Genomic DNA, 25,127 nt, shown 5'->3' on the forward strand with positions numbered 1-25,127 from the left:
AGATATTCTAACTTAGCGTTTTTATTTTGCACTGAATAAGTTTAACAAAACGACACCGATGATGATAAAGACGATACCAATCATACTCATGACGTTAATTTGTTCCTTGTACACCAAAGATGCGATTGCGGTAGTGGCAAGAATTCCTAGTGCGCTCCAATTAGCGTAGGCAATGTTTAGCGGAATCTTAACCATCGCAATTGATAAAAAGTAAAAACATAGTGCGAATGAAATTAGCGATCCGATTGTTGGAAGTATCTTAGTAAAACCCATCGACATCTTTAATAGGTTTGTACCGATGAGTTCTCCAATAATAGCGAGCGCTAAAAATAAGTAATAAAACATATTAATTTACCTCATCGAAAAATAATATTATGCTGATACTTAAATCATATCACTTAACTTTTTATTTGTTCATTAAAAAAATTATGCAAAAAGGTTTACTAACTAAAAGTAAGTGATATAATATAAGTTAATCAATCAGATATGACAAAAGGAGAGATTTAACATGAAAACAGAACTACTAGGTTTACAAAAGAACCGTCGTACTATTTACGCTTTAGGTCGTAACGTTGAACAAAGCCAAGATGAATTAGCAAACTTCATCAAAGCTTCAATCAAGGAAGCTCCATCAGCTTTCAACAGTCAATCAACTCGTGCCGTTATCTTATTCAATGACAACCAAGACAAAGTATGGGACATTACTTTAGACAACTTAAAGCCACACTTAAAGGATGACGATGCTTTAAAGGCAACTACTGACAAGATCAACGGTTTCAAGAATGGTTACGCTACTATCCTATTCTTCACTGACATGGATGTTGTTCATGGACTAGAAAAGAACTTCCCATCATACGCTGACAACTTCTACGATTGGTCAGAACAAGCTCAAGGTAACGCACAATACGCTGTATGGACTGGATTAGCTGAAAACGGTCTAGGTGCTAACCTACAACATTACAACCCACTGATCGACGAAGACGTTGCTAAGGAATTCGATATTCCATCTAGCTGGAGACTACGTGGTGAAATGGTATTCGGCTCAATCGAAGCACCAGCACAATCAAAGGATTACATGAACGTCGAAGATCGTTTCAAGGTATTCAAGTAAGAACAATCCCAATAAATAAAAAGATAGGTCAAACGACCTATCTTTTTTTTATTGTTGTTTTGTTCCTTTTGTACCACGTTGGTTAGTGGGCTTCTTGTCATCTTTATTAGATTTATCACCTAAATGACGTTTCTTAGAAAGTTCCTTAAGTTGTTGTAATGCTTTTGCATTCTTAATACTTTCAGGTGTTAGCTTGTGGTTGTGGGAGAAGTTTTCAACCCGTTCGCCCAATTCATAGTACCAAGGTCGTTTTTTATGAGTAGGATATGGGATGATTACTAAATGATCATCGACATATTGACCTAGGTAGATTTGAGCAATTTCTTTGTGTGAATCCTTCGCTAACTGTTCAATCCAGTCCATGTCGTGGCCCATCTTTTCTAGGACTTCGGCATTAACTGTCCCATCAGTAATGATAGGGTAGCTTAATGATTCATCACCAAAGGTGGTAACAGTAAGTTGTCCATTTTGTTCTAAGACAGCAGACTTAACGTCTTGGAAGTTACTAATCCCCTTAGTTCTTAGCTTGAATGATAAATCAGCTGCTGACATACCGTTTTTTAGGGCTGTATCAACATTAACAATTCCATTAGTAATGATGTTTTGAGGTTCACCATTGAAGATCCGATGGAATATCGAGAACTGACGACTAAGGATACGACTAGTAAAGATAACCAATGACCAGATTAACAATACGATGAAGAATTGTAGTGTGGTGATTTGTTGGTTGTAAATCATACCCCCGATGATACCCCCAAGAACGTAGTTTTGAATTTGATCAACCGCGTTAGAAGGTGCCAAGTTACCTTTACCAGAAATGTTAATTTGAATTACCAATACGACGAATCCGATTAAGAACTTAAATAGGATTACCAAGTATTCCTTGTTCAAGTCACCAATTTGAAGTGATGGTTTGTCGTGATAAGTAATATTGGTAGGAATCAATTGAATAGGTTGAAGTTGATAACTGTTAAAACTTGTATTAAAAGTAGCTTGGTAGAACTTATCGCCAACCTTTACAGTCATACCATTAGTTAATTGAGGGGAGCTAACGTAAATCTTTGATGTAGAAATATGTTTGCTTCTGCTAATGGCCTTAACCATTTCAGTAGTTTGGGAATTTTGCGACGAAGAGTTGCGTTGTTGCAGAATATTACTGAAGCCGATACTAATTGATAGTATGGCAATCAAAATCATGGTAATAAATATGTCACGGTATTTTAAATTTGTTCTATCGCGCATGTATTTAAAACCGTTAAAAATAATCATTAATCCAACAATTACCGCTAATGCTAATAGTAAATATGTAACGATAGTATTTGGATGGATTAAGTAGTCATATGAATATAAATCCATGAAATCACCTTATTCTTAAAAGTTGTTAAGTATAGTTCTCATTATAGAACGATTTATATTATAAAACCATTGGATGTAACATTTAGGTAATATTTTTTTATATTTTTGAAATACTTTTGTTCCTGTTATGTAGCATTTTGTAGCTATACTTTAGTCATAAGTTAAGAAAGTATAAAATTTTTAAAAGCGGGGAATAAAGTGCTATGAACAAAACAAAAACGAAAAAGACAATCATGTTAATAATGTTGACTGTTTTGGCGATGGCTACATTGTTTGCAACCGATGTTACCAACGCAAGCGCTAACAAAGTTCATCATAAAAAAACTCATAAGGTTTACAAAAAGAAAAAAGCTAAAAAGCGTCATGTGGTAAAGAAACATATCCATAAGAAAAAGGCCAAAAAAGTTGCCTACAAGAAACCAGCTGCTAAGAAAAAAGCACGTAAGGTTGTTAAGAAGGTTACACATAAGAAGGCTCGTAAGTCAGGATTCTCGAGTGTATATAAAGCAGCTTCAAGCAAATTAGGACACCCATATGTATATGGAGCTGTTGGTCCATATAGTTTTGACTGTTCTGGATTTACCCAATATGCATATCGTCGTGGAGCCCGCAAATACTTGGCAAGAACAGCCCAAATGCAATACAACACCAATAGACATGTAAGCAGAAAGCATGTTAAGAAAGGTGATCTAGTATTCTTTGGTAGTAGCCGCAGTAACATTTACCACGTAGGTATTTACATTGGTCATGACAGAATGATTGATGCACAAAACCGTGGAGTTGTAACAGAAAAAATTCATGTTCCTTGGTGGCATGAAGTTGGATACGCTCGAGTATCTTAATACTTTAAAAGACACGACATTGCGTCGTGTCTTTTTTTGTCTAGAACCAAAACTAAGTTATGGTAAGATATTAATAATACTAGAAATAGGAAGGATACAAATGGAAAAACTATACTGGGATCAAGTCGAATACAAAAAGCAAAAACTCTATTTTACCTGTACCAGAGAGGGGATTAACTTCATTAATAACCCCAATACAGGAATTTCCAATATTTATAACTTTTACCCTAAATTAGATGCAGAATTCGTATTTAATCGTAAGGTGACTGAAGAATTTAAAATTCAACTTCGCGAATACATTGATGGCACCCGCAAACACTTTGCGGTACCGGTCGATTTATCAACTAGCGAATTAAATGAACAAATCTATCAAAAGATTAGTGATATTGATTATGGAGACACCGTGGATATCAAAGAGTTCTGTGATACATATGACTTCAAGGAGGTCGACGTAAGGGATGCAGTTATTACTAATCCATTAATTCTGATTATTCCAACTCACCGCCTTCTAAATGTCGACTATTCAGAAGGCTACCGTAAGTTAGCCGACTTCAACAACTTGTTACTAGATTTAGAGAGAGAATAAAATAGCAACATCGAGGAGAGAATATAAATGAAGAAACTACCTGAGAGCGTCAAAACAGTATGGCTATATTCAGCCGTTATTACCATTATCGTTGAAATCATCATCTTCACCATTGCCACAATTGTCGTGAAGTATCTAGACTGGAAGTATGTTGAATACATCTTGCCGGTCTTAGGTACCATTTTGGTGGTATTGGCACTAGTGGACATGGTTTCAATCCCATACCGTTATGCTTTTCATCAATATGCTATCCATGAAGACCGTGTTGAAATTAAAAAAGGTTTTATCTTTAGAGAACAAGCTACTGTTCCGATTGCCCGTGTGCAAAACGTCGATATCGAACAAGGTCCAATTTTAAGACATAAGAATCTATATAAGATTAGCATTTATACTTCCGCTGACAGTCATGAAATTGCTGCCGTAACTAAGGAAGAATCAGAAAACATTAAGACCCAAGTGATGAGATTAGCAATGGAGGCCAGAAATGCAAGATAAACACCTGAGCCCATTAAACCTAGTGAATCGTCTTGAAGACATATTGATAGCAATTTTTTTAGCTTCTTTTATTGGCAATCCATTACACATTGATAGCTTTAAATTAGGGATTATATTCGTGATTATTACGATAGTATGGGACATCATTTCATATCTTTGTTTTACCTATTCGATTGAAGATAAGCAAATCGTAATTAAAAAGGGTGTTATCTTTAAAAAGATCATCCACGTTCCGTTTGCTAGAATTCAATCGATTGAACACAGTCAGTTCTTTTTGTTTAGACCGTTTGACGTTGAAAAACTACAAATTAACAATGCCAGCAAGAGTGGTTCTCACGATCAAATTATTTTGAGTGCGGTTAAGACATATGTTGGTGCGATTTTAGAAGAAAAGCACAAACAATATCAAACTCAAGATGTGGATGTTAACGATGATGTAGAACAACCTGATGTTGAAAAAATTGAGGATAATAACCAAGAAGAAATTAACCATGGTTATGCTCAATACAAGATTTCTACTAGGGACATTGCGCTATATACCTTTACTAGCTTTAGGGTCTTTATTACGATGTTTTTGATTGCCCACATTACCCATGGAGCAGTCTTGGACTTCGCTATTAGCATCTATCAAAAGGGATTTGGCTCCAACCTGGTTAGCTTGATTGCCTTTTCAATCATGGCGATTATAATCGCGTTATTACTATCGTTTATCTACACGATGTTTCAATTCTATGATTTCACCCTGGTAAAAGAGGGTAAGTATCTGGAATACGAAAAAGGACTATTTACCAGAAACAAGGTTCGATTATCCATCGATAGGATTCAAAGTGTTTTGGTAGAACAAAATGTGATGGGAAAGCTGCTAAAGATTATGACCGTCAAGATTATCATGGCTTCAGATGGTAGCGACGAGGAATCATCACAAGCAGTGGTCTTGCCAATCTTAAACTCACACAAGTATGCTGAAATGATGAATGATTTCTTTGAATGGATACCATTAAAAACGGTCGAAAAATTCAATGTCCGTAAAAGATCAATCTGGTTGTTCTTCAGGAATTTTGATTGGATATTGTTAATCATACCAATCGTGATTTACTTTATTGGGTGGACAACATTATCCTATTCTTTAGTTGTAATCGGTGTTTTTACTTTCTTTTACACTCTGGGTAATGCATACTTTAAATACCGGGTTAGTTCAATTGGATTAACAGGTGATGCTAAAGATGATTATTTGATTGTATCCAACGGCTTTTTATTCAAACAAAGAACTTACTATGTTGGATGGCACGAAATTCAAAGTATACGTTTTGAATCTAGCGTATTCATGAAGAGAAATAACCTGGCCCACATCGTTATCCGGATTAGAAAAGGCGATTCTGCGCAAATCGCTGGAGTTCAATATATTGATTATGACGGTGCTCAAAAGATTTATGATTGGTATCGCCAATAAAAATAGCGTAAAATTTAATTAAATCGTGTACAAACTATTGACACAAGATTTTATCCGAGTATTATAGATACTTGTAATATAAATGAAGGGGGTTCATTTTTATGAAACTAACTATTACAGATGCAGCAAAAGAAAAGATTCAAAACAAAGTTCAAGGCGACGCAAAGTTCTTCTTGAGCCTAGATGATGGTGTTGGAAACTACTCTGACGCAGGTTCATGTGCGATTGATACATCTTTTGACTTGATTGCAGTTGACCCTGATTTAGAAGACAAAGACTTTAACGCAAGTATGGATTCAGACTTAGGACCTATCTACTACAAAGACTACAGTGGATCGTTCCTAGAACAAAACTTGAAATTCGACGTTATGTACAATGCTTTAATCCTATCTGGTGACTCAGGTATGATTGATGGTAACGTTCCAGTTATTGACAAGAGAAAATAAAAACAATTAATTAAAGACAAAACGCTTAATAAAAAACAATTATGGTAAAAGACGACTATCTTAGATGGTCGTCTTTTTTGAGCAAATCGTTTTATGAGCACTGTCATTCTTGATAGAATTACTATTAATAAGTAAGTATGGAAAGGATGGATGTTATGAGCAACATTTTAGTAATCGGGGCCCATGGCCACGTAGGTATTCATATGGTAGAAAAGTTAGGTAAAACAGGTGACAACGTTTTTGCCGGAGTAAGAAGTGACAAGCAATTCGCCGAATACAATGATATGGAAAATGTTTCACCAGTTATCTTTGATTTAAAGGGCACAATTGAAGACATGGCTAAGGTCTACACTGACAACGCCATTGATAAGATTGTCTTCTCAGCTGGGTCAGGTGGTGCTACTGGAGATGATCAAACATTGATTATCGATTTAGACGGTGCCGTAAAGTCAATGCTAGCTGCTAAGCAAGCTGGCATCACTCGCTACGTCATGGTTAGTGCAATGGGCGCTGACGATAGAAGCTTCTGGGCTGATTCTGGTTTGCATGGCTACTACATCGCCAAACACTACGCAGATGTTGAATTAAGAAATAGTGGCCTAGAATACACCATTGTTAGACCATCAGCTTTAACCAACGATGAAGAAACAGGCAAGGTCGATGTAATCGAACAACGTGCAGCTGGCATGAACATTCCTAGAAGAGATGTTGCTAACTTCGTTGTGGCTGTATTACACGACGATAAGGCCATTAACCACATTTATGAAATCACAAGTGGAAGTAGCGACATTAAAGCCGTTCTATAATAATTAACTTGTCTAAGTAGTTTTCATATGATATGGTTATCTGAGTTATTAATAGAATCAATAAATAAAAACGCCCTTGATTCAATTGAGAAACAAGGGCCCTTTTTTATCTTAATTGATTGGATGGAGGTATGAAATGATAACTGTAACTAATATGGGATTACATTTTTCAGGTAAAAAACTATATGAAGATGTAAACCTAAAATTCACACCTGGTAACTGTTATGGTGTTATCGGGGCCAATGGTGCTGGTAAATCAACTTTTCTAAAAATGCTAGAAGGAAAGATTGAACCCACTAGTGGTAGTATCTCAATCGGTAAGAATGAACGAATTTCTAGTTTAAACCAAGATCACTATGGATTTGAAGATTGCGAAGTTCTAGATACTGTAATTCAAGGACACGAAAAGCTATACAAAATCATGAAGGAAAAAGACGCCTTATACGCTAAGGAAGACTTTTCTGATGAAGATGGTGTTAAGGCTGCTGAATTAGAAGGTGAATTCGCCGAAATGGACGGATGGAACGCCGAAGCCGATGCATCACAATTGCTACAAAGCGTGGGAATTGATGAATCACTACACTACGAAAAGATGAGTGAACTTTCTGAAGGACAAAAGGTGAAGGTCTTATTAGCTCAAGCTTTATTCGGTAACCCCGATATCCTACTTCTTGACGAACCTACCAATGGTTTGGATAACCATACTATTGAATGGCTACAAGACTTCTTAGCTGATTACGAGAACATCGCCATCGTTGTATCCCATGATAGATACTTCTTAAACCAAGTATGTACCATGATGTGTGACGTTGACTTCAAGAAGATTTCACTATATGTTGGTAACTACGACTTCTGGTTGAAATCAAGTCAATTAGCCGCTAAGATGCGCCAAGATGCTAACGCTAAGAAGGAAGACCAAATCAAAGAATTGAAAGAATTTATCGCTCGATTCTCTGCCAACGCTTCTAAGTCAAAACAAGCTACATCAAGAAAGAAACAATTAGACAAGATTACCCTAGATGATATCCAACCATCGTCACGTAAATACCCATTCATCAAGTTCGAAAAAGAACGTGATTTAGGAAATGACCTAGTTTCTGTTAAGGGTGTTTCAAAGACAATTGATGGTAAGAAGATCTTAGACAACATTACATTTACACTACGTCCTGGTGAAAAGACTGCCATTATCAGTAGAAGCGACGTTGCTACTACTGTTTTAATGCAAATTTTAGCCGGTAAGATGGAACCTGACGAAGGTGAAGTAGTATGGGGTCAAACTACTCGTACTAGTTATATGCCAAAGAACATCAACTCTGATTTTGAAGACGATTCATTAACTATCATTGATTGGTTAAGACAATTCGCTTCAAAAGAAGAAAGTGATGATCCATTTCTACGTAGTTTCTTAGGTAGAATGCTATTCTCTGGTGATAATATCCAAAAACAAATCAAGGTATTATCAGGGGGAGAAAAGGTTCGTTGTATGTTATCCAAGATGATGCTACAAAAGGGTAACGTATTGATGCTAGATGATCCTACTAACCACTTAGACATGGAATCAATTACTGCACTAAACGATGCTTTAATTCCATTTGATGGATCACTAATCTTTACTTCTCACGATAGAGAGTTTGTTCAAACTATCGCTGATCACATTATTGAAGTGTCTGATAAAGGGATGGTTCAAAGAGCCGATACCCACTATGATGATTTCGTAAATCATCCAGACGTTCAAAAACAAGTCGAAGAATTATACTAATATAGTAAAAAAGACGTGATTATTTTAATAATCACGTCTTTTTTTAATAAAATATCAAAAATGTTACCAAAATGTTAAAACTTATTTACAGAACAGTTTATTCTAAGCATTTAAAATTTGTTTGTATTATATTATTAATATAAATAATAATTCATGGATGGAGTGGAGACATAATGAAGAAAATATTATCTGCACTTGGTGTGGTAATGTTTTTAGGTGTAGTTATCGTCGCATTGGGCGTAGCTCATTCTGATACATCAAACGCAGAAAGTCAGAACTATACTATTAGTTCAGCGCGAAACTATAATGCAAGAATCGTTAACAAAAATAACGTAGATACTTACGTTTCTCCTTACAAAGAAGGAGTTAAGGTGATGAAGAAAATCAATCTTCAAAACCAACTTGTTCAACTAACTCAAGTAGCTAAATTAAAGAAAGCTGTTTACTACAAGATTAGTTACCAAGGAATCAACCAAGGATGGATTAGCTCAAGAGACTTGAGCAAGACTAGTGTCTACGAAATTCCTTTCGTATATACAAGCCAACACTTCCCATTCGATGCACCCAACGGTTGTGAAGGTACTGCCTTAAAGATGGCTCTTTCAACTAGAAGCATTGGTTTAAACAAGGGAATTAAGTACTTCTTAGATAGAATGCCAAGATCTACCAATCAAAACTACGGTTTCGTAGGGAACCCATTCGCTAAGAACAACACCAGCCAAAACTGGACAATCTTCCCAAGAGCTTTAGCTAAGTACGGTCGTACTTACAGAAAGACTGTTTATAATTTCAGTGGTGCATCAAAGAACCAAATCATCAATGAAATTAAACATGGTAACCCAGTGATTGCATACACTGGATACCGTATGAAGAAACCTACAGGACACACTCTAGTTGTTGTTGGATACAAGAACGGATTCTTCAAGATGGCAGATCCATCATCATGGAGATACCAATTCAAGACGGGTAAGAGTAATCCAGTATTCTGGGTTTCAACTTCTCAATTCATGAGTCTATACAACTACGAAGGTAAGATGGCTGTTGTAGTTCGTTAATCAAAAAAAGAAGCACTCGATAAGAGCGCTTCTTTTTTTATACATATTTTTCGGTTAGTTTGATGAATTCATCAACGTCTTTTTCGATTAGTTTAACTCCTGCTTCCCAGAAGTCTGGTTTGGTTAAATCAACACCTAGGTGTTTGCTTGCTAACTCTTCGGTAGTCATGTTAGCAGTATCTCTTAGTAATGAGATGTATTGATCTTCGAAGTCGTCGGTAGTTTGCGCCTTGGCGTAAATTCCTAGACTGAATAGGTAACCAAATGTGTATGGAAAGTTGTAGAAAGGAATGTCGTCGATGTAGAAATGCATCTTACTTGCCCAGAAGTGAGGTGAGTAGGTAGATAGTGATTCACCATAGGCATCCTTTTGAGCTTGTACCATTAAGTCGTTAATTTCGTTAGCAGTTAGAACACCGTCTTGTCTTCTTTCGTAGAAACGAGTTTCAAATAGGAAACGAGCGCGGATGTTTAAAAACATTGCGACAGGGTTATCCATCTTGGCATTTATTAGGCTAATCTTTTCTTCGTCAGTCTTTGCTTCCTTGACGTTGGCGTCTGAAACAATTAATTCACCGAATGTTGATGCGGTTTCGGCAACGTTCATTGCATAGTCCTGGCGGAAGTATGGTAGATCGTTCATCACACTACTGTGGAAGGCATGACCTAGTTCATGGGCGATGGTTGATGCATCGTTTGGTGAACCCGTGAAGGTTAGAAAAATTCGAGCTTCGCCAGTTTCTGGTAGGTCTTGCATGTATCCACCAGGTTCTTTGCCCGGACGGTTTTCTGCTTCAATCCATCTATTTTCAAACGCCTTTTGGGCTAATTTAGCCATCTTAGGTGAGAAACTGTTGAATTGTTTAATGATGAATTCTGCAGCTTCATCGTAAGTAAATGTCTTTGATTTTTCGTTACCGATGTTGATTGGGGCAGCGACATCTTCCCATCCAATCTTATCTTTACCGATTAATTGTGCTTTGCGGTTTAAGAACTTAATCAAGACGTCCTTGTTGTCGTCAACGACCTTCCACATGGTATCAAGAGTTTCTTTTGACATGCGGTTAAGTTCTAATGGGTACTTCAAGAAATCGTCAGTACCATGGAACTTGTAGTCTAGCAGGCGACTACCTGATAGGTGATTTAAGGTATCGGCGAATAGGTTTTGTTTGTTTTCAAAGGCAGCTTCCCATTTTGGCATCAAATCTTGACGATACTTGGCATCGGCATTACCCAAGATTTCGTTATCGGCTTGACCTGCTGATAGTGTCTTAGGGTTGCCGTCTTCGTCTCTAAAGTCGACGTTAACACCAGCGATTAATGTGCTGTAATGGTTGGACCATGAGCTTAAACCTTCTAGATTCATTTCTGAAATGATGGTTTCTTGGGTATCATCCAATAGTTCTTTTCCGAAGTGTCTGTTTTCCTTCAAAGAAAAGGCAATGGTGTCTAGACCAGGTTGTTTGATTAGTTCATTAAAACGATCATCTGATAAATCGGCTAGCTTCTTTTGAAGTAGTTGATCGATTTGGGCAGCCTTAACGTCTAGCGATTGAACTTTATCAATCATTGGTGGAACTTCTTCATTGTTTACATCGTCGGAATGTTTACCGTTTATGTACATTGAGGCTTGAATGATTCCGGCTTGAATTTTTTGTAAGAAGTCGGTTAGTTCTGAAAATCTAGAGAATTGCGCGTCATCATTATCGAATTCGTAGTCGTTAATGGCTTGACGAAATGTTTCGATGGATTCCCTGATAACAGCTAATTTATCGGTTAATTCTTTACCATGTAATCCCCCGGCAAAGATTGAATCTAAATCCCAGTTAAGCGAGTATTTCATATTTCCCCTCCAAAAAACTTAATTGAAACAATTATATCAGTTTATGCAAAAAAGCCACCCAGAAATGTTTAGCTGGGTGACATTTTTTATAACTTTTTGTAGTCGTCTAAGAGACGTTTGCGTAGTTCTTGGTTATGAACAAAGATGTATAAACCTTTAACACCACGTTTTAGTAAAACATTGGCGGAGTTTAATACTAGTTGTTCCTTAATCCTTTCGAACTCGACTGGATCATCCATGTCCTTGCGTTTCTTGAGTGATTCAACATCGGTGAACTTACTCATTTCAACGTGGACGTCATCACCATCTAGATAGATAGGCGGTCCTAGGATGACTCCAACGTAGTTCAAATCAAATCCTTGGCAGGTAAACATGGAACCGACTTCGTTTACGGTTTCTGGAATTTCTGCCCATGGGGTTTGCGTGTAGTTATATTGATCCCATGGCATCTTGAAGTCTGGTTCAGTTACATAGTGTTTACCACCATCTAGTGTTGATGGATATCCAGAAGTTGAAACGATTCGAGAAAGGCCGACTTCTTGGTTTCTAGCAAAGATGGCCTTCCGCATTTCTTCGGCATTATCAAAGATACGAAAATCGTAATCTTTCTTTGCGTCAGCGGGAAGCGGGGTTAGTTTACCATCCGTAAAGGTGTTAATCCATTTTACCAATGAATCACTAGCGGTCATTCTGAATTGATGAGTTAGGTGATATTCACCATTGGTGTATGGGTCAATGATGTGGTGCAATCTATCTAAGTTCCAGAATGATTTAGTTCTAAGAACTTGGCGGTGGTCAAATACCAGAATGGTGATTTGAGAACGCTTGATGATTTCAGATAGTTGATTATCGTAATAGAAATTATTGTAGTGATCACCACGGGATAATAATAGGTGGGCCTCATCGATAATTGTGATATCAACATCTTGATGGTTCTTGTCATTTTGGTTAATAAAGGAAGTAGGTCGATTAAAGTTTTTCTTTAAGACATTATCCTGACTTCCGGCCATCTTCTTGTAGACCTTTAAGATTTCGGGATGGTTAACCAAAAAATAGTTACTAGTTTGATATAACGGACTGCTTTTTTCATGCGCCATTTGTTGGATGTCGTAGAATAACTTACTTAAAATGACGGACTTACCAGTTCCGGCATCACCGTAGATGGTGAAGACAGCGTGGGTATCATCATTTAAGTGATCGATTGCAAACTGTTTAATTTGTTCTACTAGGCGAGATTGTTCGTCAGTAAGTTGCTTGGTTGGTGCAAGCTTATTGTCAGCAGCGTTACTGTTGCCCATTGGATGATGCTCCTTTATAGATTTTGTTTGATGTTTTCAAATACTCGATCGGATACCATCCAATCATTGTGAGTATATAGGTGAATACCGTTAACGTTGTGTTCATACAAATCGTTGATTTGGTTAACGGCATAGTTGATTCCATTCTCAAGTAGATTATCTTCTTCTTCGGAGAATTCGGGCATCTTGACATCATTATGTGTTAAGTAATGCCTTTTAAATGGATCAGTAATTGGCATGATACCAATACGGATTGGCACATTGATGCCGAATTCACGAGACTTGTCTAGAAACTTATAGATTCGTTTGTTATCGAAACACATTAATGATATTAGGCTATCGACTCCTGAATTAACCTTTTGTTTTAAATACTCGATGTCTTCTGTAAGTGAGTCAGCGAGCACGTGAATATCAGGATAACAACCGGCAACGACGTTGATTTTTGAATCCGTATCTAGTTGATTCACGTATTTAATCAAATCGCTAGCGTAGTTAAAGTCATCTTCGATATGCATATTATGATGGATGTTTCCACGAACTAATAAGAAGTTACGGATGTTTAAGTCCATTAATTCATTAAAAGCTTTTTTGATTTGTTCTTTTGTATGCGTTAGTCCAGTTAAGTGGATGACAACAGGGATGTTTAAATCCGTTTGAATGTATCTGGCACATTGGACCATTTCTTCATATGAATAGCGACTAAGATTACTAATGGAAACAAAATCAGGTTGCCACTTATGCAAATAATGCTTCATTTGTCGCAAGTCACCTGGATTGGCCTCAATTTCAACAGAGAATGATTGCTTTCTCATGGAAATTTCCTTTCAACTTGAAGTTATATTAACATTCTATCACGAAACATAAAAAAAGCGTTATTAACATTATGTTAATAACGCTTTGATATTATACTAGTTGTTCAATTAATTGATCAACGGCATCTTCATATGTTTTTAGCTTGTTGTTAACAGCTTCAGCAGAATCATCGACACTACCTAGGTAGAACTTAATCTTTGGTTCTGTTCCTGAAGGACGGATAGCAAACCATGTGCCATCATCTAGCCAGTATTTTAAAACGTTTGCTTCTGGTAGTTCGATTGTTTCAGTAGAACCATTAGCATTGGTCTTGGTAGATGTTTGGAAGTCTTCAAGTGATTCGACTTTTTGATTGTTGAATTCGTTTAATGGGTTTGAACGTAGTTCGTTCATGATGTTAGCCATCTTTTCCTTTCCTTCAATGCCGCTGAAGGTCTTTGAGATAGTCTTTTCTTCATGATAACCGTATTTCTTGTAGATTGATTGTAGACCATCGTATAAGGTTTGGCCCTTTTGCTTGTAGTAAGCAGCAACTTCTGCAAGTAATACAGTTGATTGGATAGCATCCTTATCACGAACGAAAGGCTTGATTAGGTAACCGAAGCTTTCTTCGAAACCAAATAGGAAAGTGTGATCCATGTTTTCTTCGAAGTCCTTAATCTTTTCAGCGATGTACTTGAATCCAGTAAGAACATTTTGCATTTCAACACCGTAGTTGTTAGCAATCTTAGTTGCTAGTTCAGTAGATACGATGGATTTAACAACTGTTCCATCAGCTGGTAGTTCGTTAGCATTCTTCTTAGCGGTTAGGATGTAGTCCAATAGTACTGATGCGATTTGGTTACCAGTCATTAGTTCGTATGAACCATCTGGTTGTCTTACGGCAGCACCCAAACGGTCAGCATCGGGGTCGGTTGCGATTAAAACGTCGGCATTTTCTTCGTTACCTAACTTGATAGCGTAGTTAAATGCTTCTGGGAATTCTGGATTAGGGAAGTCCACAGTTGGAAATTCTGGATCAGCAATTGCTTGTTCCTTAACTAATGAGTAGTTTTTAAAACCAACATTATCTAGAGCACGACGACAGATAATCTTACCTGTACCATGAAGAGGTGTGTAAACGAATTTTAGTTCCTTACCAACTTCTTTAATTAGGTCGTGGTTAACGTTAACTGTCTTGACGTTTGCTAGGTAGGCATCATCGACGTCTTCACCAACAACTGATAGTAGGTCTTTTCCTCTTAAGTCTTTTACGTCAGCAACGTCGATTGCAAATACATCTTCGGCTTTTCTGACGTAGTCGGTAATCATGTCAGAAGCCTTTGGTGGCATTTGACCACCGTCTTGGCCGTAGATTTTGTATCCATTGTATTGCATTGGATTATGACTGGCAGTAATCATAACACCCGCGAAAGTATGTAGGTGTCTAATTGCAAATGATAATTCAGGAGTAGGGCGGATATCGTCAAACACGTATGATTTAATGTTGTGTTGTCCTAATACTCGAGCTGCTTCATATGCGAATTCTTTTGAGTGGTATCTTGAATCAAAACTAATGGCAACACCACGTTTTTTTGATTCTTCATCTAAAGTATCCATGTAAGATGCTAGACCTTCGGTAGCTTGTCTAACGGTGTAGATATTCATGCGGTTGATACCAGCACCAATTAAGCCACGCATACCGGCAGTACCAAATGACATGTTAGTACCAAAAGCATCGTTAATTTCTTCATTATTATTAGCGATTTTTGCTAGGTCATGTTTTACGGATTCATTTAGGTTGGGTTGATCAACCCATTTTTGATATAAGTCTTGTGCATTCATAGTAAAGTCTCCAATAAACTTATTTAAATTACATTCTAAGTATAGTTAAATCAGCATAGCGCGTCAATTTTATTACGCTTCTGCTAAGTGTATATTGTTGAACTTAAATAAATCTTTATGTTAAGTTACATCTAATATATACGTAAAAGAGGTAGATAATAATGGATAAAAACGAAGAAATTATTAAAACTGCTCATCGTCGTTACGCGACAAAGAAGTTTGACGCTGACAAGAAGATTTCTGACAAAGACTGGGATACAATCATGGAAATTGGTAGACTTTCACCTAGTGCCTTTGGTTTTTCACCATGGAAGTTCCTTTTAATTGAAAATGATGATGTAAAAAAAGACATCTATGAAGATGCATGGGGTGCTCAAAACAGTCTAAACGGTGCTAGCCACTTCTTAATCATCTTGGCTAAGAAGGGCATCACTGCAACAAGTAAGTATGTTCAACACATTACTGAAGATGTTAGTGGTCACCATTTTGCACCTGACTCACCATTCTCAAAGAAGTTTGATGATTTCCAAAAGACACAATTTGATTTAACTGATGACAGAAAGAAATTCGACTGGGCATGCAAACAAACTTACATTGCATTAGCTAACATGATGACTGCTGCTGCAGAATTAGATATCGATAGTTGTGCAATTGAAGGATTTGACCGTTCAAAGATTGAAGATATCTTAACTCAAAAGGGTATTCTAGATCCTAAAGAATGGGGTGTTTCAGTAATGGCTGGTTTTGGTTACCGTGACCAAGACATTACTCCAAAGAAACGCCAACCAATGGATGAAGTATACAAAGTAATCAAATAATCAAAAACAAAAAGCCACCTATTATAGGTGGCTTTTTAATTTTATAAGAAACGCCAATATTTAATGAGTTACATAATATATAATGCGTAACTTTTAAAAATATGGATAAAAAGTATAGATGAACCGTTGATATATCAATGTTTGTCAATTAACAATACGTCGATATGAGTTTTTATCAGTTGAAAAAAAGGGGAAATTAATTAAAAATAAATGAGTGGTATTTTATAGATACTATCGAGAAAGTAAACTAAATTCAGTTTAGAGGAGATATCATGAGCAGTTTTTCAATTTTAGCTACTGCTAAAGCTGTTCCTGAAAAGATAGTTACCAATGACGATTTAGCTAAAATCATGGATACTTCTGATGAATGGATCAGTAAAAGAACCGGGATTAAGCAACGTAGAATCGCCACTAAGGAAACTAACACTTCTTTAAGTGCTGAGGTTGCTTCGCAATTACTTAAGAACGGAAACGTTGATGCGAATGATATTGATTTTATCATTGTAGCTACGATGTCTGGAGACTACCATATGCCATCAACTGCTTCTGCAGTTCAAGGTATTGTTGGTGCTAAGAATGCTGTTGCATTTGATATCAGTGCTGCGTGCTCTGGATTTGTTTTCGCTACTCATATTATGCACTCATTATTTGAACTGAAGCCTAACGCTTTAGGGATGGTAATTGGTTCAGAAAAAATGAGTAACTTGATTAACTGGGAAGACAGAACCACCGCTGTATTATTCGGTGATGGTGCTGGTGGAATGCTAGTTTCAAACCAAGGCGATGGAGAAGTACTATCCAGTAACTTGAAGAATTATGGAGATAGAAGAGAAGCTCTTCTTGCTGGTCATATATTGGGAAATGAAACATTTGGACCACGAGATGATGACGACACAGATCGTTATTTGCATATGGATGGTAGAGAAGTATTTAACTTCGCAACCAAGAATGTTCCATTATCAATTAAAGAAGCAGCAGAAAAAGCTGGGATTGAGTTAAGTGACATAAATCACTTTGTGTTACATCAAGCTAACGCTCGAATTATTAAATCAGTAGCCCGTAAATTAGGCGTTAGTAAGGACAAATTCCCTATCAATATTAATCTTTATGGGAACACCTCTGCAGCTAGTGAACCTATTTTGTTGTCAGAAATGATGGAAAATGGTTTAATAGCTAAGGGAGATATTATCGCCCTTTCCGGTTTCGGTGGTGGCCTAACCACAGGAACTATTATTTTAAGGTATTAATTTATTATTTTAATTTTATATATGGAGTGAATTATATTATGGCAGACAAGAACGCAATTTTTGACAAGGTAAAAGAAATCGTTGTAGATCAATCAGACGTTAAGGCTGAAGACATCAAGATGGACACTAACTTCAAAGAAGAACTAGACCTAGACAGTTTAGACTTATTTGAAATCATCGATGCTCTAGAAGACGAATACGACATCGAAATTGACAGTGACAACGACATCGCAACTGTACAACAATTAGTTGACTACGTTGCTGGTAAAGTTGAAGAATAATAATTAGTTTTAATTAACTAGGAGTGTTTAAGTTTGAATATTTGTTATCTATTTAGTGGCCAAGGTAGTCAATTTAAGGAAATGGGACAGGATTTGTACAAGTCAAACCCTGTGTACAAACGTACAATTGACGAGGCCTCAGAAACATTGAATTTAAACTTAGCTGATCCGGAAATTTTTGATAATCCTAATAATACTCAAATCGCTATTTTGACGATGAGTGTAGCTATTCATCGTATTTTAGAAGACAAAATAGAGAAACCTGTTGCAATGATGGGATTGAGTTTAGGCGAGTATAGTGCTTTAGTTGCTGCTAAAGCACTATCTTTTAAATCAGGGCTAAAGCTAGTACACGATCGCTCACATTACATGGATGAAGCAGGTAAGCAAAATCCAGGTTCTATGGCTGCTGTATTGGGTCTTAGCCCTGATTTTGTGAAGAGCGTTTGTGATGAAATTGATGACGTATACCCAGCTAACTACAATAACAAGTCACAAGTTGTTATTGGTGGTACTAAAGAAGGGGTTCAAAACGCCATGGAAGTATTGAAGGAAAAGGGCGCAAAACGTGTAGTTCCACTACAAGTTGCCGTAGCTTCACATACTCCATTGATGCAACCTGCATCAGATCAATTAGCTAAACGTCTTGAAAGTGTTGAATTTGATGAACCTCAAGTAGATGTAATCAGTAATACTACTGTAAAACCATTTACTAAGGACACCATCAAGGAAACATTAGTTAACCAACTAATCAATCCAACACACTTCATGCAAGATGTTGCTTCACTAGAAGACAAAAACATTGACGCTTTTATCGAAATCGGTCCAGGAAATACGCTAAGTAAGCTTGCTAAAAAGACATTAAAGGCTGATACATACAATGTAGAAAGTGTTGAAACTCTAGATGCCTTATTAGATAAGTTAGGAGAATAATTATGGAAAATAACGAAAAACAAGTAATTCTAATCACTGGTGCTACAAAGGGATTAGGTTTAGCTGACGCAGTTCGTCTAGCTAAGGATGAAAACAATATCGTAATCGCTAACTCACACCGTCAATTGAATGAAGAAGAATTGAAGGCTTTCCAAGCTAACTTCGATTCAGAAATTGATGTATTGGTTGGAGACGTTGCTTCAGAAGATGACGCTAAAGCAATGATTGACAGTGTTATTGAAAAATACGGCAAACTAGACGTATTGGTTAACAATGCCGGTATTACCCAAGACACTCTATTAACTAGAATGAAGGGTGATTCATTCAAACAAGTATTAGACACTAACTTGTTTGGTGTATTTAACATGACTAAGTTTGCTATGAAGAAGATGCAAAGAGCTCGTAAGGGTTGCATTATCAACCTTTCAAGTATCGCAGGTCTACACGGTAACTTAGGTCAAGCTAACTATTCATCTACTAAGGCCGGTATCGTAGGTTTAACTAAGACTACAGCCCAAGAAGGTGCTCTACGTGGAATCCGTTGTAATGCGGTTGCTCCAGGTATGATTAAGACTGCTATGACAGCTAAACTAGGCGACAGTTACATCGCTGATTGGGAAGAAAAGATCCCAGCAAAACGTTTTGGTACTCCAGACGAAGTTGCTCAAGTTGTTGAATTCTTAATCAAGAACGAATACATGAATGGACAAGTAATCACCGTTGACGGTGGATTAACTATGTAATCAAAGTTAAGTAAGAACATTCTTAATTAACAGGAGATATAAAAACATGGAACAAAAAGACATTGAAAAGTTAATGGACAAGTTTGATAAGTCCAGCATGAAAGAATTTAAGATTACTGCCGATGATGGGACTGACTTATACTTTAGTAAGTTAGAACACGCTGCAGTTCAAAATGTTGCTCAACCAGCTCCAGCTGCTGGCGCAACTGCAAGTGAACAACCAGCTGCTAAACCTGCAGCTTCAGGTGCAAAGATTAAGGCTCCACTTGTTGGAATCGTATACTTTGCCCCAAGTCCTGAAAAACCAGTCTACAAAAAAGTAGGCGATCACGTTAAGAAGGGCGACACTGTTTGTGTAATCGAAGCCATGAAGGTTATCAACGAAGTTAAGAGTCCCGTTTCTGGAACTATTACTAAGAAGGTTGCTGAAAATGGTGACATGGTTGAATACGATCAACCAATTTTTGAAATTGAGGAGGACTAATTTTGGACTATAACGTACAAGATTTCATTCCTCAAAGATTCCCATTCCAAATGTTAGACAAGATTATTGAAGTAAGACCTGGTGAAGGTGCAAAGGCTGAAAAGCTTTTAACTGTTAACGAATGGTTCTTCTCAAAACAACATCTTGAATTTGGAATGCCAAGACCAATCGCGATGGAAATGCTAGCTCAAACTGGAGTATGTGCATTACTATCAATGCCTGAATACAAAGGACATAATGTTTTCTTTGGTGGTATCAAGGAAGCTACTTACAAAGACAGCTTTAGACCAGGCGACAAGTTGGAACTAGCTGTTGAAATGACAAAGCTAAAGAGAAACATTGGTGAAGGTCATGGAACAGTTACTAGAGATGGCGAAGTTATTTGTGAAGGTACTTTAATCTTTGCAATTGAATAAGTTCATAAAGGATGAGTGAAATGTTTAAAAAGGTATTAATTGCTAACCGTGGTGAAATCGCGGTGCAAATCATAAGAGCACTTCATGAGATGGACATTAAAGCTGTTGCCGTTTATTCAACTGCCGACAAGGATAGCATGTTCGTTAAATTAGCCGACGAATCAGTATGTATTGGTGGTCCACAACCAAACGAATCATACTTGAACATGGCTGCAGTGATTGATGCTGCAATTTTAACTGGATCAGAAGCTATTCACCCCGGTTACGGATTTTTATCTGAAAACGCTGAATTTGCTGAACTTTGCGAAAAATGTTCAATTAAGTTCATTGGACCAAGTTCAAAAGTAATTGATTTAATGGGAAATAAATCTCATGCCAAGGCAGCGATGAAGAACAGTGGAGTACCAACCATTCCTGGTTCAGATGGCTCCATTGATAGTCTAGACGATGCTTTAAAACTAGCGGATGAAATTGGTTATCCAGTTATGCTTAAAGCAGCTGCCGGTGGTGGTGGTAAAGGTATCCGTGAATGTGACGATGAAGAAGCATTAAAGGAAATCTTTAACACTACTAAGCGTGAAGCAAGAATTTCATACAATGACGATTCATTGTACATGGAAAAGGATCTAAGTGATGCTAAGCATATCGAAATGCAAGTTATCGCTGATCAAAAGGGAAATGTTGTTTACTTCCCTGAACGTGACTGTTCTCTACAAAGAGGTCATCAAAAGATTATTGAAGAAACTCCATGCATGGAAGTTTCTCAATCTCAACGTGATTATCTAGGTAAGCTAGTTGCCAAAGCAACCAAGGAAATTGGTTACGAAAACACTGGTACTTTCGAATTCCTATTGGACGAAAAAACCAACAATTTCTACTTCATGGAAATGAACACTAGATTACAAGTTGAACATACAGTTTCTGAAGAAGTTGCTGGAGTTCAATTAATCAAGGCTCAAATCCAAGTTGCTGCTGGTGAAGCTTTACCATTCACACAAGATGACATCAAGGTAGATAGTTACGCAATCGAATGCCGTATTAACGCCGAAGACCCTGCACATGGTTTCTTACCAGCACCAGGTACTCTTCGTAAGGTTAACTTCCCATTCGGAACTAAGGGTGTTCGTATTGATTCAGGTGTTGAACAAGGTGACACCATTTCTCCTTTCTATGATTCAATGATTGCTAAGATCATTGTACATATGCCTGACAAGCCTCAGGCTGTCGTAAAAATGAGAAGAGTAATTAATGAATTTAAGGTTGATGGAGTAAAGACTAACCGTCAATTCCTAAACGATTTGTTACAAGACAAACATTTCAATGATTCAGATTTCAATAATCTATACATTGAAAAATCATTCTTGAAAGAGTGGTTGAAAAACGTTGAAGAATAATAAATCAGAAGAAACCAAAGATTTACAAACTCTAATGGACAAAGTTCCAGATCAGTTGTTTATCAAATGTCCAGTTTGTGAAGAAAACTTTTACAACAAGAAGTTAGGGGAATACAAGCTATGTCCTAACTGTGGTTATGGTTTTAGACTTGGCGCACAAGAAAGAATCAATATGACTGTGGATGAGTTCACACCAATCGATTCTGAAATTAGTGCACCAAAGCGTTTTCTAGGCGACGAAAAGTATGCTGGAAAGCTTGAAAAGTCAAAGAAGGCCACTGACCTAAACGAAAGTGTTCAAACCGGTTTTGCCAAGATTGGTGATACTGAATTTGCCCTAGGTGTGATGGATTCTCGTTTCATCATGGGTAGTTTAGGTACTGCCACTGGTGAAAAGCTTGCTAGATTATTCGAACAAGCAACCGAAAAGAACTTACCAGTAGTTGTCTTCTCATGTTCTGGTGGTGCCAGAATGCAAGAAGGAATCCACTCATTAATGCAAATGGCCAAGGTATCACAAGCGGTATCTGATCACGCCGAAAAAGGATTACTATACATTTCTGTATTAACTGATCCTACTACCGGTGGTGTTACTGCTAGTTATGCCATGGAAGGAGATATTAACATCTCTGAACCACACACATTAATTGGATTTGCTGGTCGTCGAGTTATCGAAAAGACAATTCAACAACGTCCACCAAAGGATTTCCAACGTGCAGAAACTCTACTTAAGAATGGTTTCTTAGATGCCATTGTTAAAAGAGATGAAATGAAATCAGTATTAGCCAAGTTATTGGCTTGGAATTAGGGGGATATTAGTATTATGGGAAAAGCATATGATCGTGTTTTAGCGGCTAGAAGTGCTGATAAGATTAGTATCCAAGACCTAGTTGCTGGAATTACTGATGACTTTATGGAACTACACGGTGATCGTGCTTACAGCGATGATCCTGCAGTATATGCTGGTATCGGAACTATTGCTGGTCAACCAGTTACCATTACAAGTATTCAAAAGGGTAACGACACTGACGAAAATATCGAGAGACATTTTGGTTCAGCTGAACCTTCTGGATACAGAAAAGCTTTACGTTTGATGAAACAAGCGGAAAAGTTTAACCGTCCAATCATTAACTTGATTAATACACCTGGTGCATATCCTGGTATGGACGCTGAATACAAGGGTCAAGGTTACATGATTGCTCAATCAATCATGCAAGGACTTAAGTTAAAAGTGCCATACATCAGTGTCATCATTGGTGAAGGGGGAAGCGGTGGAGCCTTAGCTCTTGCTGTCGGTGACACCGTTTGGGCCTTAGAAGATAGTATCTACTCAGTACTATCACCTGAAGGCTATGCCACAATCTTGTGGAAAGATTCAAGTAAGGCAGCAGAAGCTGCTGAACAAATGCAACTTACACCAAAGGAACTATTAGACAATGAAATCATTGATAAGATTATTCCCGAAGTCAAAGATGCAAAATCAATGCAAAACTTCAAAGAAGCTTTAATTGAAAAAATTAATGAACTTAACAAATTACCTAAAGAAGAATTATTGGCCCAACGTCACGAACGTTACCGTAAATTCAACTAATGTAATTTAATTGATTTGTATATTTTAGGAGGCCAAATCATAATGTCAAACTTATTAGATGGAAAAACAATTGTTGTTATGGGTGTTGCTAACAAGCGTAGTATTGCCTGGGGTTGTGCTAAGTCACTAATGGATAACGGTGCTAAAGTTATCATTACTTACCAAAACGAAAGATTAAAGCGTCAATTAGACAAGCTTGTTCCAGAAGGAACTGAAATGATTGAATGTGACGTTGCTGAAGATGCAAACGTTGAAAAGACTTTCCAAGACATTCAAGCTAAATTTGGTAACATCGATGGTGTTATTCATGCCATTGCTTACGCCGACAAAGAAACTCTTGAAGGCGGCGTTATTGATGTTAAGAAAGATGGTTACAACTTAGCTCAAGACGTTTCAGCTTACTCACTAATCTCAGTATCACGTTACGCAAGTCGTGTTATGAACCCACAAGGTAGTATTGCTACTCTAACTTACATGGGTTCAACTCGTGCTATCCCTTCATACAACATGATGGGTGTTGCTAAGGCAGCTCTAGAAGCTAACGTTAGATACCTAGCTTCAGACTTAGGTCCTAAGAAGATCCGTGTTAACGCTATCTCAGCTGGTGCCATCAAGACTCTAGCTGTTACTGGTATCAAGAACCACGGTGACCTATTGAAGGAATCAGAAGCAAGAACTGTTGACGGTGAAGCTGTTGACATCCACCAAGTTGGTGACGTTGCTACATTCCTAATGAGTAACCTATCATCAGGTGTTACTGGTGACTTGATTTACGCTGATAAGGGTGTTCACTTACTTGCTTAATAATACAGAAATTTTTATCGATTCTATTCAAAATCCAAAGTATCAAGAAATCTTCAAGAAGGCTGATGTTGATTTTACGAAGTATAATAAACGTCAAGCGATTGTTGGTAACTTGATGCTGGCAGATTACATGGGAATTAGTATTGATGAATTATTGCATGGTGACATTTTCTACTACGGTGATCATGGCAAACCATTTCTAAAATCAAAGCAATTTCAATATAATATTTCAAATTCATATGATTTAGTAATCTTAGCGGTTTCTGATGAAGAGGTTGGAGTAGACATTGAGAAGTTGCGTCCATTTACTTACAAACGAATTACTCGTGCGTTCACTGATAACGAACTAGATTACTTAAGTAATCTAAACGAATCAGTAGAAGGGGATGAAACCCTTAAGTTATGGACAATCAAGGAAGCAGCATTAAAATTAGTCGGTACTGGTTTATCCGGTAAGGTTAAGAGTGTCGACATTGATGTTGATACCAAAAAATCTGCTAAACGATTAGATCGTAAAATTAAATTAACCGATATTGAGGTAGCTGATGGTTACGTTGGAACCCTTGCTACATATGACGATTAATATCTGCTGTTAAATGATTTTCCGGGGTAATGGGATGTTCAAACATTAAACGAATCAAATCATGAAAATTAGATAATCTCTAATGAAAAAACGGCAAAATAGATATACATTCAACCATGTGTCACATAAGGTAATATACGTAGAATGCC

General features: G+C 37.2%; 27 protein-coding genes. 21 read left to right on the top strand and 6 right to left on the bottom strand.

Annotation, left to right across the window (positions count from 1 at the left end; all coding sequences use genetic code 11):
* Positions 1–21: 21 nt before the first annotated feature.
* Positions 22–345 carry a DMT family transporter gene (locus KTJ72_RS02355; protein WP_041153081.1) on the bottom strand — a complete coding sequence of 108 codons (324 nt, stop codon included), beginning with the start codon at positions 343–345 and terminating at the stop codon, positions 22–24.
* A gap of 163 nt (positions 346–508) precedes the next feature.
* Here KTJ72_RS02355 and KTJ72_RS02360 point away from each other — a divergent pair, with 163 nt between their 5' ends.
* Complete coding sequence (locus KTJ72_RS02360) at positions 509–1,111, top strand: nitroreductase family protein (protein ID WP_217304055.1); 603 nt, start codon at positions 509–511, stop codon at positions 1,109–1,111.
* 48 nt (positions 1,112–1,159) lie between these two features.
* Here the strand turns inward: KTJ72_RS02360 and KTJ72_RS02365 are convergent, their stop codons facing one another.
* Complete coding sequence (locus KTJ72_RS02365) at positions 1,160–2,467, bottom strand: DUF3290 family protein (protein ID WP_094751090.1); 1,308 nt, start codon at positions 2,465–2,467, stop codon at positions 1,160–1,162.
* Positions 2,468–2,670: 203 nt separating this feature from the next.
* Here KTJ72_RS02365 and KTJ72_RS07165 point away from each other — a divergent pair, with 203 nt between their 5' ends.
* The 8 genes from KTJ72_RS07165 to KTJ72_RS02405 all read left to right on the top strand — a co-directional run bounded on the left by KTJ72_RS07165 (position 2,671) and on the right by KTJ72_RS02405 (position 9,906).
* Entirely contained in the window at positions 2,671–3,309 is a 639-nt protein-coding gene (locus KTJ72_RS07165) for a C40 family peptidase (protein ID WP_346726676.1), read from the top strand.
* A 100-nt stretch (positions 3,310–3,409) separates the two neighbouring features.
* On the top strand, positions 3,410–3,895 hold the full coding sequence (locus KTJ72_RS02375; RefSeq protein WP_217304056.1) for a hypothetical protein: 486 nt from the start codon (positions 3,410–3,412) through the stop codon (positions 3,893–3,895).
* 27 nt (positions 3,896–3,922) lie between these two features.
* Positions 3,923–4,390, top strand: coding sequence for a PH domain-containing protein (locus tag KTJ72_RS02380; protein ID WP_217304057.1), 468 nt, complete (start codon positions 3,923–3,925; stop codon positions 4,388–4,390).
* On the top strand, positions 4,380–5,840 hold the full coding sequence (locus KTJ72_RS02385) for a PH domain-containing protein (protein WP_217304058.1): 1,461 nt from the start codon (positions 4,380–4,382) through the stop codon (positions 5,838–5,840). The genes KTJ72_RS02380 and KTJ72_RS02385 overlap by 11 nt, the downstream gene beginning before the upstream one ends.
* A 101-nt stretch (positions 5,841–5,941) precedes the next feature.
* Positions 5,942–6,286, top strand: a complete 345-nt coding sequence (locus KTJ72_RS02390; RefSeq protein ID WP_034532401.1) for an iron-sulfur cluster biosynthesis family protein — start codon at positions 5,942–5,944, stop codon at positions 6,284–6,286.
* 155 nt (positions 6,287–6,441) lie between these two features.
* Positions 6,442–7,092: an SDR family oxidoreductase gene (locus KTJ72_RS02395; RefSeq protein ID WP_178391610.1), complete on the top strand. Its 651-nt coding sequence runs from the start codon at positions 6,442–6,444 to the stop codon at positions 7,090–7,092.
* A gap of 136 nt (positions 7,093–7,228) precedes the next feature.
* Positions 7,229–8,851, top strand: a complete 1,623-nt coding sequence (locus KTJ72_RS02400) for an ABC-F family ATP-binding cassette domain-containing protein (protein ID WP_034532404.1) — start codon at positions 7,229–7,231, stop codon at positions 8,849–8,851.
* 173 nt (positions 8,852–9,024) lie between these two features.
* The gene (locus KTJ72_RS02405; RefSeq protein ID WP_041153075.1) at positions 9,025–9,906 is read left to right on the top strand and encodes a C39 family peptidase; all 882 of its coding nucleotides are present in this window, start codon (positions 9,025–9,027) and stop codon (positions 9,904–9,906) included.
* A 37-nt stretch (positions 9,907–9,943) separates the two neighbouring features.
* Here KTJ72_RS02405 and KTJ72_RS02410 read toward each other — a convergent pair whose 3' ends face one another.
* The 4 genes from KTJ72_RS02410 to KTJ72_RS02425 all read right to left on the bottom strand — a co-directional run bounded on the left by KTJ72_RS02410 (position 9,944) and on the right by KTJ72_RS02425 (position 15,684).
* Entirely contained in the window at positions 9,944–11,749 is a 1,806-nt protein-coding gene (locus tag KTJ72_RS02410; protein WP_217304059.1) for a M3 family oligoendopeptidase, read from the bottom strand.
* An 86-nt stretch (positions 11,750–11,835) separates the two neighbouring features.
* Positions 11,836–13,047, bottom strand: a complete 1,212-nt coding sequence (locus tag KTJ72_RS02415) for a DUF2075 domain-containing protein (RefSeq protein ID WP_217304060.1) — start codon at positions 13,045–13,047, stop codon at positions 11,836–11,838.
* Positions 13,048–13,061: 14 nt separating this feature from the next.
* Entirely contained in the window at positions 13,062–13,859 is a 798-nt protein-coding gene (locus tag KTJ72_RS02420) for a methylenetetrahydrofolate reductase (protein WP_094751083.1), read from the bottom strand.
* Between the two features lie 91 nt (positions 13,860–13,950).
* Complete coding sequence (locus KTJ72_RS02425; RefSeq protein ID WP_217304061.1) at positions 13,951–15,684, bottom strand: phospho-sugar mutase; 1,734 nt, start codon at positions 15,682–15,684, stop codon at positions 13,951–13,953.
* Between the two features lie 161 nt (positions 15,685–15,845).
* Between KTJ72_RS02425 and KTJ72_RS02430 the strand changes: the two genes are divergently transcribed.
* The 12 genes from KTJ72_RS02430 (at position 15,846) to KTJ72_RS02485 (ending at position 24,978) form a co-directional block, all read left to right on the top strand.
* Positions 15,846–16,502 (top strand): NAD(P)H-dependent oxidoreductase, encoded by a 657-nt coding sequence (locus KTJ72_RS02430; RefSeq protein WP_094751081.1) that lies wholly within the window; start codon positions 15,846–15,848, stop codon positions 16,500–16,502.
* A gap of 272 nt (positions 16,503–16,774) precedes the next feature.
* Complete coding sequence (locus tag KTJ72_RS02435; protein WP_034532414.1) at positions 16,775–17,749, top strand: beta-ketoacyl-ACP synthase III; 975 nt, start codon at positions 16,775–16,777, stop codon at positions 17,747–17,749.
* A gap of 38 nt (positions 17,750–17,787) precedes the next feature.
* Positions 17,788–18,030, top strand: coding sequence for an acyl carrier protein (locus tag KTJ72_RS02440; protein WP_034532415.1), 243 nt, complete (start codon positions 17,788–17,790; stop codon positions 18,028–18,030).
* A gap of 33 nt (positions 18,031–18,063) precedes the next feature.
* Entirely contained in the window at positions 18,064–18,963 is a 900-nt protein-coding gene (fabD, locus tag KTJ72_RS02445) for an ACP S-malonyltransferase (RefSeq protein WP_034532416.1), read from the top strand.
* A 2-nt stretch (positions 18,964–18,965) separates the two neighbouring features.
* Positions 18,966–19,706: an SDR family oxidoreductase gene (locus tag KTJ72_RS02450; RefSeq protein WP_034532417.1), complete on the top strand. Its 741-nt coding sequence runs from the start codon at positions 18,966–18,968 to the stop codon at positions 19,704–19,706.
* 46 nt (positions 19,707–19,752) lie between these two features.
* On the top strand, positions 19,753–20,190 hold the full coding sequence (locus tag KTJ72_RS02455) for an acetyl-CoA carboxylase biotin carboxyl carrier protein (RefSeq protein WP_034532418.1): 438 nt from the start codon (positions 19,753–19,755) through the stop codon (positions 20,188–20,190).
* A 50-nt stretch (positions 20,191–20,240) separates the two neighbouring features.
* Positions 20,241–20,606, top strand: a complete 366-nt coding sequence (locus KTJ72_RS02460) for a 3-hydroxyacyl-ACP dehydratase FabZ family protein (protein ID WP_051592197.1) — start codon at positions 20,241–20,243, stop codon at positions 20,604–20,606.
* A gap of 20 nt (positions 20,607–20,626) precedes the next feature.
* Positions 20,627–22,000: an acetyl-CoA carboxylase biotin carboxylase subunit gene (locus KTJ72_RS02465; RefSeq protein ID WP_041153068.1), complete on the top strand. Its 1,374-nt coding sequence runs from the start codon at positions 20,627–20,629 to the stop codon at positions 21,998–22,000.
* Positions 21,990–22,808 carry an acetyl-CoA carboxylase carboxyltransferase subunit beta gene (locus tag KTJ72_RS02470; protein ID WP_217304062.1) on the top strand — a complete coding sequence of 273 codons (819 nt, stop codon included), beginning with the start codon at positions 21,990–21,992 and terminating at the stop codon, positions 22,806–22,808. The genes KTJ72_RS02465 and KTJ72_RS02470 overlap by 11 nt, the downstream gene beginning before the upstream one ends.
* Positions 22,809–22,823: 15 nt before the next feature.
* Complete coding sequence (gene accA, locus KTJ72_RS02475; RefSeq protein ID WP_054605815.1) at positions 22,824–23,591, top strand: carboxyltransferase subunit alpha; 768 nt, start codon at positions 22,824–22,826, stop codon at positions 23,589–23,591.
* Between the two features lie 42 nt (positions 23,592–23,633).
* The gene (gene fabI, locus KTJ72_RS02480; protein WP_041153065.1) at positions 23,634–24,395 is read left to right on the top strand and encodes an enoyl-ACP reductase FabI; all 762 of its coding nucleotides are present in this window, start codon (positions 23,634–23,636) and stop codon (positions 24,393–24,395) included.
* Positions 24,388–24,978 (top strand): 4'-phosphopantetheinyl transferase family protein, encoded by a 591-nt coding sequence (locus KTJ72_RS02485; RefSeq protein WP_217304063.1) that lies wholly within the window; start codon positions 24,388–24,390, stop codon positions 24,976–24,978. The genes fabI and KTJ72_RS02485 overlap by 8 nt, the downstream gene beginning before the upstream one ends.
* Positions 24,979–25,127: the final 149 nt, after the last annotated feature.

Source organism: Apilactobacillus waqarii (genome assembly GCF_019061205.1).
GTDB classification, from domain to species: domain Bacteria; phylum Bacillota; class Bacilli; order Lactobacillales; family Lactobacillaceae; genus Apilactobacillus; species Apilactobacillus waqarii.

What these genes read in the sequence shown, in the direction of transcription:
- KTJ72_RS02355 (WP_041153081.1), bottom strand. Translation starts at nt 345, where the DNA reads ATGTTTTATTACTTATTTTTAGCGCTCGCTATTATTGGAGAACTCATC.
- KTJ72_RS02360 (WP_217304055.1), top strand. Translation starts at nt 509, where the DNA reads ATGAAAACAGAACTACTAGGTTTACAAAAGAACCGTCGTACTATTTAC.
- KTJ72_RS02365 (WP_094751090.1), bottom strand. Translation starts at nt 2,467, where the DNA reads ATGGATTTATATTCATATGACTACTTAATCCATCCAAATACTATCGTT.
- KTJ72_RS07165 (WP_346726676.1), top strand. Translation starts at nt 2,671, where the DNA reads ATGAACAAAACAAAAACGAAAAAGACAATCATGTTAATAATGTTGACT.
- KTJ72_RS02375 (WP_217304056.1), top strand. Translation starts at nt 3,410, where the DNA reads ATGGAAAAACTATACTGGGATCAAGTCGAATACAAAAAGCAAAAACTC.
- KTJ72_RS02380 (WP_217304057.1), top strand. Translation starts at nt 3,923, where the DNA reads ATGAAGAAACTACCTGAGAGCGTCAAAACAGTATGGCTATATTCAGCC.
- KTJ72_RS02385 (WP_217304058.1), top strand. Translation starts at nt 4,380, where the DNA reads ATGCAAGATAAACACCTGAGCCCATTAAACCTAGTGAATCGTCTTGAA.
- KTJ72_RS02390 (WP_034532401.1), top strand. Translation starts at nt 5,942, where the DNA reads ATGAAACTAACTATTACAGATGCAGCAAAAGAAAAGATTCAAAACAAA.
- KTJ72_RS02395 (WP_178391610.1), top strand. Translation starts at nt 6,442, where the DNA reads ATGAGCAACATTTTAGTAATCGGGGCCCATGGCCACGTAGGTATTCAT.
- KTJ72_RS02400 (WP_034532404.1), top strand. Translation starts at nt 7,229, where the DNA reads ATGATAACTGTAACTAATATGGGATTACATTTTTCAGGTAAAAAACTA.
- KTJ72_RS02405 (WP_041153075.1), top strand. Translation starts at nt 9,025, where the DNA reads ATGAAGAAAATATTATCTGCACTTGGTGTGGTAATGTTTTTAGGTGTA.
- KTJ72_RS02410 (WP_217304059.1), bottom strand. Translation starts at nt 11,749, where the DNA reads ATGAAATACTCGCTTAACTGGGATTTAGATTCAATCTTTGCCGGGGGA.
- KTJ72_RS02415 (WP_217304060.1), bottom strand. Translation starts at nt 13,047, where the DNA reads ATGGGCAACAGTAACGCTGCTGACAATAAGCTTGCACCAACCAAGCAA.
- KTJ72_RS02420 (WP_094751083.1), bottom strand. Translation starts at nt 13,859, where the DNA reads ATGAGAAAGCAATCATTCTCTGTTGAAATTGAGGCCAATCCAGGTGAC.
- KTJ72_RS02425 (WP_217304061.1), bottom strand. Translation starts at nt 15,684, where the DNA reads ATGAATGCACAAGACTTATATCAAAAATGGGTTGATCAACCCAACCTA.
- KTJ72_RS02430 (WP_094751081.1), top strand. Translation starts at nt 15,846, where the DNA reads ATGGATAAAAACGAAGAAATTATTAAAACTGCTCATCGTCGTTACGCG.
- KTJ72_RS02435 (WP_034532414.1), top strand. Translation starts at nt 16,775, where the DNA reads ATGAGCAGTTTTTCAATTTTAGCTACTGCTAAAGCTGTTCCTGAAAAG.
- KTJ72_RS02440 (WP_034532415.1), top strand. Translation starts at nt 17,788, where the DNA reads ATGGCAGACAAGAACGCAATTTTTGACAAGGTAAAAGAAATCGTTGTA.
- KTJ72_RS02450 (WP_034532417.1), top strand. Translation starts at nt 18,966, where the DNA reads ATGGAAAATAACGAAAAACAAGTAATTCTAATCACTGGTGCTACAAAG.
- KTJ72_RS02455 (WP_034532418.1), top strand. Translation starts at nt 19,753, where the DNA reads ATGGAACAAAAAGACATTGAAAAGTTAATGGACAAGTTTGATAAGTCC.
- KTJ72_RS02460 (WP_051592197.1), top strand. Translation starts at nt 20,241, where the DNA reads ATGTTAGACAAGATTATTGAAGTAAGACCTGGTGAAGGTGCAAAGGCT.
- KTJ72_RS02465 (WP_041153068.1), top strand. Translation starts at nt 20,627, where the DNA reads ATGTTTAAAAAGGTATTAATTGCTAACCGTGGTGAAATCGCGGTGCAA.
- accA (WP_054605815.1), top strand. Translation starts at nt 22,824, where the DNA reads ATGGGAAAAGCATATGATCGTGTTTTAGCGGCTAGAAGTGCTGATAAG.
- fabI (WP_041153065.1), top strand. Translation starts at nt 23,634, where the DNA reads ATGTCAAACTTATTAGATGGAAAAACAATTGTTGTTATGGGTGTTGCT.